Raw genomic sequence first — 13,992 nt, forward strand, 5'->3', positions numbered from 1 at the left:
CAGAAGCGTACCGCCGAGGACACTTGGCGCCACATCGGCCACCTCGTTGAAACGATCGAGGCAACCGAATGCAACAACTACTTCGCAAACGCCGGCTACGCTTCCGTCAAAACGTGAAAGACTCTAGGCATCTCCGAACATCAGGACGCCATGAGCTCGGCGGTCAGGCTCGTTCGTCGACCGCCGAACGCCAGGAGCGCACGTAACTTGTCCAGACCGGATCGGCCGACGGTTCGGTCCTTTCGCCTCTGCCTTGCGGTGTCCCCTGGTCCGACGCCAGCAAGGCAGCGCCGATGCTGGTGCCTGTCGCAGCCTCGGAGGCAGTGACGGCGCGTGCTGTCGCCGCAGCCAACATGCGGGTGAACAGCCGGTTGCGGGCGAAGGGTCCTTCGACGATGGTTGACCCCTCGGCGCCGATCAGGTCGAGGCAGGTCGCGGTCATCAGCGCCAGGTAGAACGAAATGGCGACAAAGCGCTGGCCGGTGGTGATGCCTTCGGCACTGAGCCATGCGGCGGCGTGATGCGGAAACGGCCCCGAGCCCTGTTGCGTGGAAGGCAGCAGCATTGTCCTGTGCGCCAGCACCGCGGCGACATCGTCTTCCGTCCAGTCTTCCGATTGGCCCTCAGTCAGCAGGGAGAACTCACGGCCGCCCATGAAGCGCGCCGACGGCACGGGATCGCCGAGTGCGTTGACATTGACCAGCGTGTCGCGTGCCGGATCGAGCGAAACCTTGCTGCCGCCGACCGCCATCGACACCACCCAGGTGCCGGTCGAGACGACGGAGAAAGGCGGCTTGTCGGACAGGAGATGCGGCAGCAGCGAGGCGTTGGAATCGTGCAGGCCGCAATACACCGGCGTTTGCGGGTCGAGGCCGGTTTGCCGCGCGAGGGCGGGCAGGATCGGGCCCAGGCGGTCCGTGGCCGGCCGCACCGGCGCCATTAGCCGGCGCCATTGCAGCCGGTCGACCAGTGAGGAAAAATCCGCTTTCCACGGGTTCCACAGATCGGTGTGGCAGCCGAGCGAAGTCACCTCGCTGGCGGCGACGCCGGTCAGGCGCAAGGCCCAGTATTGCGGATACATCAGCATAGCGGCGGTTCTGGCGAAATCCGCCGGAAAGCGCTTCTGCTGCCAGAACAGCTGCGCGCCGAGATTGAGGCCGGCCGGCAGGCGCGGCGTGCCGGTTTCGGAGAACGCCGGACGGATCGTGTCATAGTCCCCGGCAAGGGCATCCGGCCCGTCGAATTCGTAATCGAGCACCGGCAGCGCCAGTTCGCCAGATGCGTCGACCAGCACGCCCGTCGCGCCATGGGTGGTGATCGATATCGCGTCGACGGAACGCTCTCGATCGATCTCGGCCAGGCTGCCGAGGATGAACGACCACAGAAGCTCGACGTCATGATGCGGGTACGGCCCTTGTCGAACGGGCGCGTTGGCCACCCGCCGCAGCGCGACTTCGCTTGATGTGGCAAGATCGACCAGCGCCACCTTGGCGTTGGTCTTGCCGATATCGATGACGGCGACGTGACGGGTCATTCCATATGGAACACTGTTTCCAGCGGCACCGCCACCGGCTCGTTGTTCGGCCTGGTCTCCATGATGTCGGCCATTTCAGCCCACCAGCGCTGCATCACCGGATGCTTCGGCAATTCGTCCATGCCGTGGTCATCGCATCGCCACAGCACGCCGAACAGTATGTTGGTCTCCTCGTCGAGATGGATCGAATAATCGGAGATACCGGCCTGTTTCAGCAACGCTACGAGTGACGGCCAGATGTCGTCGTGGCGCCTCTTGTATTCGGCCTTCATGCCCGGATTAAGCTTCATCTTGAACGCATATTTTTCGGGCATCAGGCAAAGCGCTCCCGCCGTACGCGCCGCCACAGGATCGGCAGTGCGATGACGATGATCAGCAGCAGGCCGATGAAGATCGACATGACGATCCCCGGCACGTTGAGCAGGCCGAGGCCGAAGGTCACCAGTCCCATGATGAACGCCGCCAGCACCACACCCAGAATGCTGCCGGCGCCGCCCAGGATGCTGACGCCGCCGAGCACCACCATGGTGATGACTTCCAGCTCGTAGCCCTGCGCGATGGACGGCCGGGTCGAGCCGAGCCGCGATGTGATCAGCACCGAGGCGATGCCCGCCATCAGGCCGGTCAGGCAAAACAGGATGAATTTGATGCGGCCGACACGTACGCCGGAAAACTGCGCCGCGACCGGGTTGTTGCCGATGGCAAAGACTCGGCGGCCGAAGCTCGTCCGGTGCAGAAGGAACCAGTAGACGACTGCCGCGATCAGGAACAGCGTCAGTTCGAACGACACCACCCACCAGACATAGCCCTGGCCGAAGAAGGCGAAGCTCGCGGGATAGCCCTTGTAGGCCTGGTCGCCCAGGATGATGAAGGCAATGCCGCGAAACAGGCTCATAGTGCCGATGGTGACGACGATCGACGGCAAGCCGAGCCTGGTGACGAGCACGCCGTTGAAGGCGCCGCAGCCGAGCCCGACGACGATGCCGATTGCCACCAGCACCGGCGTGCCGGCGCCGGCCTGCACCGCCATGCCCATCATTGTCGAGGCGAGTGCGATGATGGCGGCGACCGACAGGTCGATTTCGCCGGAGATGATCAGCAGCGCCATGGCCAGCGCGATCAGCGCCTTTTCCGTGAAGTTGAAGGTCAGGTCCGAGAGCGACCACGCGTCGAGGAAATAGGGCGAGGCAAAACTGTTGACGGCAAAGATGGCGACCGCCACCGCGACGAGCAGCGCCTCCCAGGAGAAGACCGCCGCGGTGAAAGGGTTGTCGAGCCGGTCGGGAATGTGGTGTGGAGCAGGGGTGTCGGTCATGCCGCTTCCGCCTTCTTGAGAATGATGCGGCCTTGCCGGCGTTCGCCGCGTGCGTTGAGCACCACGGCCAGGATGATGGCGCTGCCTGAAATCGCCATCTGCCAGAAGGGCGAGATGTTGATCACCGGCAGCGCGTTGGAGATGATGCCGAGGAACAGCGCGCCGAGCACCGCGCCGCCGACCGAACCGATGCCGCCGGCAATCGAAATGCCGCCGATGACGCAGGCGGCGATGATATTGAGCTCATAACCATTCGCGACCTCGACCGAGGCGATGACGTAGCGCGAAATCCACAGATAGCCGCAGAGGCCGCCGATCATCCCCGAGATGCAGAAGACGATGAATTTCGTCCGGCCGACATCGATGCCGGCATAGACCGATGCGGTCGGGTTGACGCCGATGGCATAGATCGAGCGGCCGAGCGCCGTGCGCGTCATCACTAGGAAAAACAATGCAATGACCAGTATGGCGATCCAGGACAGAACCGGAATGCCGAGGAAAGCCGCGCGCTGCAGGCCGATGAACTCAGCGCTCATCTGGTCGGCGTTGACCCAGGCGCCGCCTGATATGACGAAGGTGGCGCCGCGGTAGATGGTGAGGGTGCCGAGCGTTACCACGATCGAGGGAATGTTCAACCGCCATACCAGCAGGCCGTTGATGGCGCCGAGCACCAGGCCGACCAGCAGTGCGATGACGATCAGCAGCGGGATCGGGATCGCCGGATGCGCGGCGTTCAGCATCGCCACCACCATGCCGGTGAAGCAGAGGTTGGAAGCCATCGACAGGTCGATCGAGCGGGTCAGGATGACGACCATCTGGCCGAGCGCCAGGATCATCAGGATCGACGTGTCGTTGAACACCTGGCGCAGATTGGCCGGATCGGCAAAACCTGGAAACCGCGTTGAGATCAGCCCGATCAGCACGACGATTGCCGCCAGCAGCCAGACCTCGCGATATCTGAGAAAAGCCTTCATGACGCGATCCCCGCTGCCGTCCTGACCAAGGTTTCGGCGTCGAGCCCCTTATTGTCGTAGACCGCGGCAATACGGCCCTCGCGCATGACGACGACGCGGTCGGACATGCCGAGGATTTCCGGCAGTTCGGACGACACCATGATCACCGACAAGCCTTGCGCGACGAGCTCGGCCATGAAGCCGTGCACGGCCGCCTTGGAGCCGATGTCGATGCCCTTCGTCGGCTCGTCCAGGATGATCACCCTCGGCGCGGTCGCCAGCCATTTGGCGATGACGATCTTCTGCTGGTTGCCGCCCGACAGCGTGCCGACGTCCTGGCTGAGCGAGGAGGCGCGCAGATCGAGCCGCTCGGTGTAGGAGCGGGCCAGCGCGAACTCTTCGGCCAGCCGCAATATGCCGGATTTGGATGTCCGTTTGAGCGAAGGCAGCGAAACGTTCTGGAAGATCGGCAGGCCGATCACCACACCTTGCTTGCCGCGTTCCTCCGGCACATAGACGATGCCGGCATCGATCGAATCCGCCGCCGATTTCGGCGCGATCGCCTTGCCTTCCAGCGTGATCGTGCCGCGGCTGGTGCGGGTGATGCCCGATATCGCCTGCATCACCTCGCTGCGCCCGGCGCCGACAAGGCCGTAGAAGCCAAGGATTTCGCCCCTGTGCAGCTCGAAGCCTATGTCGTCGAACTCGGTCGGGTGCGACAGGCCGGAGACGGCCAGCACCGGCGCGCCGATCTCGGCCTTGCGCTGCGGAAAGATGTGATCGACCGAGCGGCCGACCATCATGCGCACGATCTGGCTCTGGCCGGCGTCCTTGATCAGGCCTTCGCCGACCATCTCGCCATCGCGGAACACGGTATAGCGGTCGGCGATGCGGTAGATCTCATCGAATTTGTGGCTGATGAACAGGATCGCCTTGCCGTCGCTCTTGAGGAATTCGATCAGCAGGAAAAGCTCTTCGATCTCCTTCATCGAAAGCGCTGCCGTCGGCTCGTCCATGATGACGATCCGGGCGTCGATCGACATGGCGCGGGCAACCGCCACGAGGTGCTTGTTGGCGATGCCGAGATCCTTCAGCCTGGCGTCGGCTTCGATATGGCCGGCACCCATCGTGTCGAGCACCTCGCGGGCATTCTTGCGCATGGTGCGCCAGTCGATGGTTTTGAAACGCGTGCGCGGCGCATGGCCGAGGAAGATGTTTTCGGCCACCGTCAGATCGTCGAACAGCACCGTTTCCTGGTGGATGGCGGTGATGCCGTGCCCGAACGCGGCGTGCGCGCTGGGCAGTGTGACCGGCTGGCCGTCGATGCTGATGGTGCCAGCATCCGGCTGGTAGATGCCGGTCATTATTTTGACCAGCGTCGACTTGCCGGCGCCGTTTTCGCCGATCAGCGCGGTTACCTGGCCGGGATAGAGCGACAGGCCGACGTCGTGCAGCGCGCGCACGCCGGGAAAGCTTTTCGAGATGCCGGACAGCGTCAGGCGCGGTCCGGAAGACAAAGGCGCTTCCTTCGCCATTTCGTGTTGGGCTGTCGTGTCCATAATCGTATCAAGCCCTGAAACAAGGTTCGTTTGAAAGCGCGGCGGGACCTGAGCCCCGCCGCACGGTTTCGAAAGCTCCAGGATCAATAGATCTTGGAGAACTTTTCGATGTTCGACTTGTCGAACTGGAAGGGCGGAGCCATCGCGGCCGAGTTGGTATCGTCGAGCGTGACCTTGCCGACGCGGCCGATCGACAGCGTAGCACCGGGCTTGGCTTCTTCCTTCTTCACCGCCAGGTCGTGGGCGAGGTAGACGGCGGAGTAGCCGAGATCGATCGGGTTCCACAGGGCAACCGCCTGGCTGGCGCCATTGTCGATGAACTTCTTGAACTCCGACGGCAGCGCCAGGCCCGTGACGTTGACTTTGCCGATCAGGCCTTCGTCGGTAACCACCTGGGCGGCGGCAACAACGCCGACCGTGGTCGGTGCGATGATCGCCTTGAGGTTCGGATAGGACTTCAAAAGACCCTTGGCTTCATCCGTGCTCTTGGCCGAGTCGTCGTCGCCATAGACGGTTGCGACGAGCTTGATCTTGGGGAACTTCTCCGGCAGCACCTTCTTGGCCGCGTCGATCCAGGCATTCTGGTTGGTCGCCGTCGACGAAGCCGACAGGATGGCGACGTCGCCGCCTTCAGGCAGGTAGTCGGCGGCAAGCTTGATGATGGTCTCGCCGATCAGGTTGGTGTCGGAGGGGTTGAGGTGAAGCTGGCGTCCTTCCGGCGCGACGCCCGAATCCCACGAGATGACGGTGATGCCGCGCTCCATCGCCTTCTTGAGCACCGGCACCAGCGCGTCGGCGTCGTTCGCCGAAATGGCGATGGCGTTGACCTTCTGTGCGATCAGCGAATTGACCACTTCGATCTGCGCTTCGGCGGTCGCCTTGGTCGGGCCGGTGTAGATGATGTCGACATCGCCTAGTTCCTTGGCCGCCTCTTCGGCGCCTTTGTTGGCGGCGTCGAAGAAGCCGTTGCCGAGCGACTTCACCACCAGCGCGATCTTGACGTTCTCGGCATAGGCGGCATTCACGAACATGGCGGCGGAGAACGCCGCCGTAACCATCAATTTCCTAAAGAAGCTCATCGAATATCCTCCCTTGAGCGTTGCATTCCATCACCGCTGCGGGTGCGAGTTTTCTCAGGCCTGCAGCGAAGATTCTTCCTTATTCCCTGCCGTTGTGCGGGCGATGATCAGCGTCACGCCGGCGGTCTCAAGCATCTTGGCTTCGCGCTCCTCGATGGCGTCGTCGGTGATCACCGTGGCGATGCGCGACAGGCCGCACAGGATCAGGCTCGAGCGTTTGCGGAACTTCGAGGAATCGACCAGCACCACCAACTCGTCTGCCTGGTCGATCAGCTTCTGCTCGGCCTGGATCAGCAGCGGGTCGCCTTCCATCAGACCGAGCGGTCCCAGTCCCTGCGCGCCCATGAACATGCGGCGCGCGTAAAAATTGCGTGTCACGTCATTGTCGAACGGCGACAGGATGATGTTCTGCTCGCGGTAGATGGTGCCGCCCGACAGCATTACCGTGTTCTTGGAATGTCTGAGCAGGTGCTCGGCGATCGGAAAGGAATTGGTGAAGATCGGCATGCGCCGGCCGGTCAGGAAGTGCACCATCTGGAAGGTGGTGGTGCCGCCATTGATGATGATCGGCTCGCCATCCTTGCAGAGTTCCACGGCTTCCCGCGCGATTGCCCGTTTCTGCGAAGCGTTGATGGTCTCGTTGACGGAAAAGGGCCGGCCGGCAAGGCCGATGAACTGCGGCGGCGAAAGCGCCTCTGCACCGCCGCGCACCCGGCGCAGGCGCTTTTGCACGTGCAATGCCGCGATGTCGCGCCGGATCGTCGCCTCGGACGACTCCGTCAGGTCGACCATCTCCTGCACCGTCACCACAGGTTTTTCCTGGACGGCGGACAGAATGATCCTGTGGCGCTCTTTCTCGTGCATGGTTCCTCCCTGCTTGAGCATCTAGGCACCCAAAGCGCGCAGTGTCAATCATTTCCGATCAGATAATTTCATTGTGCAGTGCAATATGACTGATATTGATCGTTTGTGATTGACAAGACAGCCGCTTGCGTAGAAATTCGTACAAAAGGGACCGGCGCCGTTTGCGTGTCCCAAAGGGAGGATACCTATGCTCGACAAGCGCTCCGGCACGCGCCTCGCCAATCTTTGGGATGACGCAAAAGCGCAAGCAATGAGCGAACCGGAACGTCTGGTCTATCGCTCGAACGTCCTTGGCTCCGACAAGCGCGTCACCAATTATGGCGGCGGCAACACCTCCTCCAAGATCTGGCAAAACGATCCGCTCACCGGCGAAAGCGTGGAAGTGCTGTGGGTCAAGGGCTCGGGCGGCGACAGCGCCTCGATCAAGCTCGACGGCTTCGCCACGCTCTACATGGATAAACTGCGGGCGCTGAAGGGTCTCTATCGCGGCCTCGAACATGAAGACGAGATGGTCGGCTATCTGCCTCATTGCACCTTCAATCTCAACCCGCGCGCGGCCTCGATCGACACGCCGCTGCATGCCTTCGTGCCGAAGCCTTATGTCGATCATATGCATCCCGACGCCATCATCGCCATTGCCGCCGCCAAGGATTCGCAGGCGCTGACCAAGGAGATCTTCGGCGACACGATCGGCTGGCTGCCATGGAAACGTCCGGGCTTCGAACTCGGCCTGTGGCTGGAGAAATTCTGCCTCGAGAACCCCGACGCCAAGGGCGTCGTGCTGGCCAGCCATGGTCTGTTCAGCTGGGGCGACACGCCGAAGGAATGCTACGAGACGACGATCTCGGTGATCAACCAGGCAATCGACTGGTTCGAGCGCAAGAGCCAGGGCAAGCCGATCTTCGGCGGCGAAGTCGTCAAATCGCTCGATGCGCCGGCGCGTCGCGCCGTGGCCGCAAAACTGATGCCGAGGATCCGCGGCCTGATCTCCGAGAACAGCCACAAGCTCGGCCATTTCGATGATTCCCCTGCCGTGCTCGAATTCGTCAATTCCAGGGATTTGCGGCCGCTGGCGGCACTCGGCACGTCCTGCCCGGACCATTTCCTGCGCACCAAGATCCGGCCGCTGGTCATCGAGTTCGACCCTCAAAATCCCGACGTCGATGCCGTCATTGCCCGTCTTGCCGATGACGTGGCGGAGTATCGCGTCGGCTATCAGGCTTATTATGACCGCTGCAAGCACCCGGATTCGCCGCCGGTGCGCGATCCCAACGCCGTCGTCTATCTGGTGCCCGGCGTCGGCATGTTCACCTTCGCCGGCGACAAGGCGACGGCGCGCATTTCGGGCGAATTCTACGTCAACGCCATCAACGTCATGCGCGGCGCCTCGACGGTGTCGGCCTATGTCGGCCTGCCCGACCAGGAAGCCTTCGACATCGAATACTGGCTGCTCGAAGAGGCAAAGCTGCAGCGCCTGCCGAAACCAAAGGCCCTTGCCGGCCAGATTGCGCTGGTCACCGGTGGCGCCGGCGGCATCGGCCGGGCCACCGCCAACCGGCTGCTGCGCGAAGGCGCCTGCGTCGTGCTGGCCGACATCGACGAGGCAGCCCTTGCCAGCGCCAATGACGAGCTTGCCAAGGCCTATGGCAAGGATTTCGTGCGGCCCGTCGTCATCAACGTCACGTCCGAGGACCAGGTGATCTCCGGTTTTGCCGAGACGGCTGTCGAATTCGGCGGCATCGATATCCTCGTGTCGAATGCCGGTCTGGCCTCCTCGGCGCCGATCGAGGAAACCACGCTGGCGCTGTGGAATAAGAACATGGACATCTTGTCGACCGGCTACTTCCTCGTTTCGCGCGAAGCATTCCGGCTGTTCCGGGCGCAAAACATCGGCGGCAACGTCGTCTTCGTCGCTTCCAAGAACGGGCTTGCCGCATCGCCCAACGCCGCCGCCTATTGCACGGCCAAGGCCGCCGAGATCCATCTGGCACGCTGTCTGGCGCTGGAAGGGGCGGAAGCACAGATCAGGGTCAATGTCGTCAATCCCGACGCCGTGCTGCGCGGCTCGAAGATCTGGAGTGGCGAGTGGAAGGAACAGCGCGCCGCCGCCTACAAGATGTCGACCGACGATCTCGAGGAGCATTACCGCTCGCGTTCGATGCTGAAGCGCTCGGTATTCCCAGAGGACATCGCCGAGGCGATCTATTTCTTCGCCTCCGACATGTCGGCAAAATCGACCGGCAACATCATCAACGTCGACGCCGGCAACGCGCAGAGTTTTACGCGATAAGCGACCGTCTTTGAGGGGTTGGCGCCGAGGCCGGAGCTTTACCTTTCTCCCCGGGGAGAAGGTGCCGGCAGGCGGGTAAGGGGCAGCGCCAACCGAACGCATTTGGGAGGAACCATGTCCGAAACCATCATCTCCGTCGACCTCGTCGACAAGCATAATGCCGCGCGCAACGCCGACCTCAAGCGCGATTACGACTCTCTCGGCGAGCGCCTCGACCGCCGCGGCATCGCCATCGACGCTGTCAGAGACAAGGTCGAGAAATTCGCCGTGGCGATCCCGTCTTGGGGCGTCGGCACCGGCGGCACCCGCTTTGCCCGTTTTCCCGGCGCCGGCGAGCCGCGCGACATTTTCGATAAGATCGAGGACTGCGCCGTCATCCGGCAACTGACGCAGGCGACGCCGACCGTCTCGCTGCATATTCCCTGGGACAAGGCCGATCCGAACCGGCTGAAGCAGGCGGCATCCCGCTTCGGTCTCGGCTTCGACGCCATCAACTCCAACACCTTCTCCGACGCCAGCGACCAGAAGCTTTCCTATAAATTCGGCTCGCTGTCGCATGCCGATGCAGCAACACGCCGGCAGGCGGTCGAGCACAACCTCGAATGCATCGAGATCGGCAGGACGCTGGGCTCGAAAGCGCTGACGGTGTGGATCGGCGACGGCTCGAACTTCCCCGGCCAGGTCAACTTCGCCAAGGCATTCGAGCGCTATCTCGACGCGATGAAGGAGATCTATGCCGGGCTGCCGGACGACTGGAAGCTGTTCACCGAGCACAAGATGTACGAGCCGGCCTTCTATTCGACCGTCGTGCAGGATTGGGGCACCAACTACATCATCGCCAAGGAGCTTGGCGACAAGGCGTTCTGCCTGGTCGACCTCGGCCATCACGCCCCCAACGTCAATATCGAGATGATCGTGTCGCGGCTGATCCAGTTCAAAAAACTCGGAGGCTTCCACTTCAACGATTCGAAATATGGCGACGACGACCTCGACGCCGGCTCGATCGATCCCTACCGCCTGTTTCTGGTGTTCAACGAACTGGTCGATGCCGAGCTTTCAGGTGTCGAAGGCTACGATCCGGCCCACATGCTCGACCAGAGCCATAACGTCACCGATCCGATCGAAAGCCTGATGCTGTCGGCGATAGAAGTGCAGCGCGCCTATGCGCAGGCGCTGCTGGTCGACCGCAGGGCGCTCGAAGGCTTCCAGGATACCAACGACGCGCTGATGGCGACGCAGACGCTGAAGATAGCCTATCGCACCGATGTCGAGCCGATACTTGCCACGGCACGGCTGAAGACAGGCGGCGCCATCGATCCGGTCGCCGCCTACCGCGCCGCCGGCTACCGGGCGAAGGTTGCAGCGGAACGGCCGGCGGTGGCGAGCGTCGGCGGCGGGATTGTTTGAAGGAACGGGTCGAAGAAAAACCCGCCTGAGGCGGGTCGCGGTGCGATTCAGCACCATAGTTGGATTAGTAGCATAGCTGCCGGCACAAAGCAAGAACAAAATTGCTTGTCAGTGTTGGATCGTGGCTTCATTTCAGCTTGGGTTCCCCTCCGCCATGCATGGGTCCATGAATGGGGGCGAGGAACCCCAGGTGTCGATAGAAGGTGCAAGCCTCGCCGTATCTTCCCATTAATGTCGGTAGACTCAACCTCTCCAAGCGCGTTTCCTAGGCCTACCCACGCCTCGGAGAACGACCATGCACAACACCCGCCGAACCCTAATCGCCGTCACCCTTTCCCTCACCCTGACCTTCGTGCCGTTCCTCGCCTTTGCCGCCTCGCCGCAGCCGGCGAAGGGCGAGCACGGCATGGTGGTGACCGCCCAGCATCTGGCGTCGGAAGTCGGCGTCGAGGTGCTGAAGAAGGGCGGCAACGCGGTCGATGCAGCGGTCGCTGTCGGCTACGCTCTGGCTGTCGTCTACCCGACCGCCGGCAACATCGGCGGCGGTGGCTTCATGACCATCCGCTTCCAGGACGGCCGTTCGACCTTCCTCGATTTCCGCGAGCGCGCGCCGCTCGCCGCGACCAAAACCATGTATCTCGACAAGGACGGCAAGCCGGTAAAGGGCGCCAGTCTCGACGGCTATCTGGCGGTCGGCGTGCCCGGTTCGGTGGCCGGCTTCGAGATGGCGCGGGAGAAATACGGTACGCTGACGCGGCAGGATTTGCTGGCGCCGGCCATCCGCTATGCCACGGACGGTTTCGTGCTGGAGCAGGGCGATGTGGCCTCGCTCCTGGGCGGCGCCGAGCGGCTGGCCAGGGACCCAGCGGCGGCCGCCATTTTCCTCAAACCGGACGGCAAGCCCTATGCCGTCGGCGAGCGCCTCATCCAGGCCGATCTCGCGGCCTCGCTTGCCGCGATTTCGGAACGCGGTGTGGATGCCTTCTATAAAGGTGCGATCGCCGACGCCATCGTCAAGGCGAGCAGCGAGAAGGGCGGCATTCTGGCCAAGGCGGATTTCGAAAATTATGCCGTGCGCGAGCTCAAACCGGTGACCTGCAATTATCGCGGCTACGAGATCATTTCCTCGCCGCCGCCAAGCTCCGGCGGCGTCATCATCTGCGAGATCCTCAACGTGCTTGAGTTCTACCCGCTGTCCTATCTAGGTGCCGGTTCGGCCGAGACGGTTCACGTCATGGTCGAGGCGATGCGCCACGCCTATGTCGACCGCAATTCGGCGCTCGGCGATCCCGGCTTCGTGGACAATCCGGTCGCAAAACTGCTCGACAAGAATTACGCCAGGGAAATCCGCGAAAAGATCGATCCGTTCCGGGCCGGGGTGTCGCGGGAACTGATGCCGAAGGGCTTTGGCGAGAGCAGCGAGACGACGCACTATTCGATCATCGACAATGACGGCAACGCCGTCGCGGTGACCTACACGCTGAACGGCTCTTTCGGCGCCGGCGTCGTCGCCGCCGGCACCGGCTTCCTGCTCAACAACGAGATGGACGACTTCACGCAGAAACCCGGCGTCCCCAATCTCTATGGCCTGGTCCAGGGCGAGGCGAATGCGATCGCGCCGAAAAAGACGCCGCTGTCGTCGATGAGCCCGACCATCCTCGCCAAAGACGGCAAGCCGTTCATGGTCATCGGCAGCCCCGGCGGTTCACGCATCATCACCATCACGCTGGAGGCGATTGTCAACGTCATCGATCACGGCATGAACATCCAGGAGGCGATCGACGCCCCGCGCATCCACCACCAATGGCTGCCCGACACGGTCTATATCGAACCCTTCGGCCTGTCGCCGGATACCGAAAAGCTGCTTACCGGCATGGGCTACCGCCTCGATCTTGCCGACACGACCTGGGGCCAGGCGGCCGGCATCCTTGTCGGCGGCAAGTGCCTGGCGGAAATCGAGAAGGGTGGCGGCGCCCGCTACAACGGCGCCATCGACAGCCGCGCCGCAGCCGGCGAGGCCATCGGGTATTAGACGATGATCCCGAACCGAAGGTCAGCGCAGCAAAAAATGGGAACCGGTTTCGGATAAGATCATGGTCAACAAGAAGATTGCGCCTTGCTTCAGGTGACCAGCGCGATCGTCGACGCAATCAGCATCAGCGCCGCGATGCCGACGAACAGCGCATAGATGCGCGGCCGGTCGAGCAGAAGCGCATTGCCGGAGATCCATGCCGCGGTGGCGCCGCCAAGCGCGAAAAAGAAGGTGCTGCGGCGCCCGAAGCTCAAGCCCGCAGCCATCAGGCCGCCGATGATCAGGGCGCCGAATACGATGATCACGGCGACGGCATATTTTTCGAAATCGTTGCTGCCGGCGCTCGGGCCGATTGCGTTCAATCTCGACAGATCGTCCGGATCGAACGGGCTGGTCGACCCATATTCGTCTTGACCGACAGGCTCATGCATCATTCGTTCTCCGCAAACCGACAGCAAATCATCAAGCCTCGCCGAGCGCAACCGCTCGCCGAATGTGATTGGCACGGTGTTCAACACTTTCTGGCGGCGGCTTGCCAGAGATTTTTGAATTCGCGCTTTGATCGCCCCGCTGCTTCAGGAGCCTTTGTCCACTGGAATCACCTGCCTGGGCTGCTTCAACACGCGGTGCCACAGACATCTGAAAGGCCAGCCGGACACCCTTGCCAGGTTTTTGGGCGAATTTCTCGACTATCAGTCAGTCCGGATTGCATCGGAAGCGAAGCGATATCGGCCGAGAAGATGCTGGAACGACCGCTTCAGGATTGACTTGTACAACGAGCAGGAAAGGAGTTCCTCGCTGGGGAAAACCGTCCGTTGGCGGACGCGCAATGATTATCCGCGCCTGATGCGACATCGTTCCAGCGTTCCTGGGCTCTTAAATGGCCTCGGCCTCAGTTCAATTGGCAGCTTCCATGGGCCGCCTGACCGTCGGGATCATGCGTGGTCTCCAAGTGAATT

The 13,992-nt window shown here is 62.4% G+C and carries 11 protein-coding genes and 1 pseudogene; 4 read left to right on the forward strand and 8 right to left on the reverse strand.

What is annotated here, in order from left to right; translation table 11 throughout:
• A pseudogene (locus NMG46_RS24020) lies at nucleotides 1-117 on the forward strand (IS630 family transposase); the annotation flags it as partial.
• Between the two features lie 46 nt (nucleotides 118-163).
• On the opposite strand, the gene NMG46_RS24025 reads toward NMG46_RS24020, so the two are convergent.
• The 7 genes from NMG46_RS24025 to NMG46_RS24055 form a co-directional block, all read right to left on the reverse strand.
• The gene (locus NMG46_RS24025; RefSeq protein ID WP_254820004.1) at nucleotides 164-1,534 is read right to left on the reverse strand and encodes an FGGY-family carbohydrate kinase; all 1,371 of its coding nucleotides are present in this window, start codon (nucleotides 1,532-1,534) and stop codon (nucleotides 164-166) included.
• Nucleotides 1,531-1,848, reverse strand: a complete 318-nt coding sequence (gene rhaM / locus NMG46_RS24030) for an L-rhamnose mutarotase (RefSeq protein WP_254820005.1) — start codon at nucleotides 1,846-1,848, stop codon at nucleotides 1,531-1,533. The genes NMG46_RS24025 and rhaM overlap by 4 nt, the downstream gene beginning before the upstream one ends.
• On the reverse strand, nucleotides 1,848-2,849 hold the full coding sequence (locus NMG46_RS24035; protein ID WP_254820006.1) for an ABC transporter permease: 1,002 nt from the start codon (nucleotides 2,847-2,849) through the stop codon (nucleotides 1,848-1,850). The genes rhaM and NMG46_RS24035 overlap by 1 nt, the downstream gene beginning before the upstream one ends.
• Nucleotides 2,846-3,823 (reverse strand): ABC transporter permease, encoded by a 978-nt coding sequence (locus tag NMG46_RS24040; RefSeq protein ID WP_254820007.1) that lies wholly within the window; start codon nucleotides 3,821-3,823, stop codon nucleotides 2,846-2,848. Before NMG46_RS24040 ends, NMG46_RS24035 begins: the two co-directional genes overlap by 4 nt.
• Nucleotides 3,820-5,361 carry a sugar ABC transporter ATP-binding protein gene (locus tag NMG46_RS24045; protein ID WP_254820008.1) on the reverse strand — a complete coding sequence of 514 codons (1,542 nt, stop codon included), beginning with the start codon at nucleotides 5,359-5,361 and terminating at the stop codon, nucleotides 3,820-3,822. The genes NMG46_RS24040 and NMG46_RS24045 overlap by 4 nt, the downstream gene beginning before the upstream one ends.
• 83 nt (nucleotides 5,362-5,444) lie before the next feature.
• Complete coding sequence (gene rhaS, locus NMG46_RS24050) at nucleotides 5,445-6,440, reverse strand: rhamnose ABC transporter substrate-binding protein (protein WP_254820009.1); 996 nt, start codon at nucleotides 6,438-6,440, stop codon at nucleotides 5,445-5,447.
• 54 nt (nucleotides 6,441-6,494) lie between these two features.
• Nucleotides 6,495-7,304 carry a DeoR/GlpR family DNA-binding transcription regulator gene (locus tag NMG46_RS24055; protein ID WP_254820010.1) on the reverse strand — a complete coding sequence of 270 codons (810 nt, stop codon included), beginning with the start codon at nucleotides 7,302-7,304 and terminating at the stop codon, nucleotides 6,495-6,497.
• A gap of 187 nt (nucleotides 7,305-7,491) precedes the next feature.
• Here NMG46_RS24055 and NMG46_RS24060 point away from each other — a divergent pair, with 187 nt between their 5' ends.
• From NMG46_RS24060 to ggt, 3 genes are all read left to right on the forward strand, one after another.
• Nucleotides 7,492-9,594 carry a bifunctional rhamnulose-1-phosphate aldolase/short-chain dehydrogenase gene (locus NMG46_RS24060; RefSeq protein ID WP_254820011.1) on the forward strand — a complete coding sequence of 701 codons (2,103 nt, stop codon included), beginning with the start codon at nucleotides 7,492-7,494 and terminating at the stop codon, nucleotides 9,592-9,594.
• Between the two features lie 114 nt (nucleotides 9,595-9,708).
• Nucleotides 9,709-11,001 carry an L-rhamnose catabolism isomerase gene (gene rhaI, locus NMG46_RS24065; protein WP_254820012.1) on the forward strand — a complete coding sequence of 431 codons (1,293 nt, stop codon included), beginning with the start codon at nucleotides 9,709-9,711 and terminating at the stop codon, nucleotides 10,999-11,001.
• A 295-nt stretch (nucleotides 11,002-11,296) separates the two neighbouring features.
• Nucleotides 11,297-13,033: a gamma-glutamyltransferase gene (gene ggt, locus NMG46_RS24070; protein ID WP_254820013.1), complete on the forward strand. Its 1,737-nt coding sequence runs from the start codon at nucleotides 11,297-11,299 to the stop codon at nucleotides 13,031-13,033.
• Between the two features lie 89 nt (nucleotides 13,034-13,122).
• On the opposite strand, the gene NMG46_RS24075 is transcribed toward ggt, so the two are convergent.
• Nucleotides 13,123-13,467: a hypothetical protein gene (locus NMG46_RS24075; protein ID WP_254820014.1), complete on the reverse strand. Its 345-nt coding sequence runs from the start codon at nucleotides 13,465-13,467 to the stop codon at nucleotides 13,123-13,125.
• Nucleotides 13,468-13,992 lie beyond the last annotated feature (525 nt).

Origin of the sequence: Mesorhizobium sp. LMG 17147 (genome assembly GCF_024297145.1) — a bacterium.
In the GTDB taxonomy this organism is placed as follows: Bacteria; Pseudomonadota; Alphaproteobacteria; order Rhizobiales; family Rhizobiaceae; genus Mesorhizobium.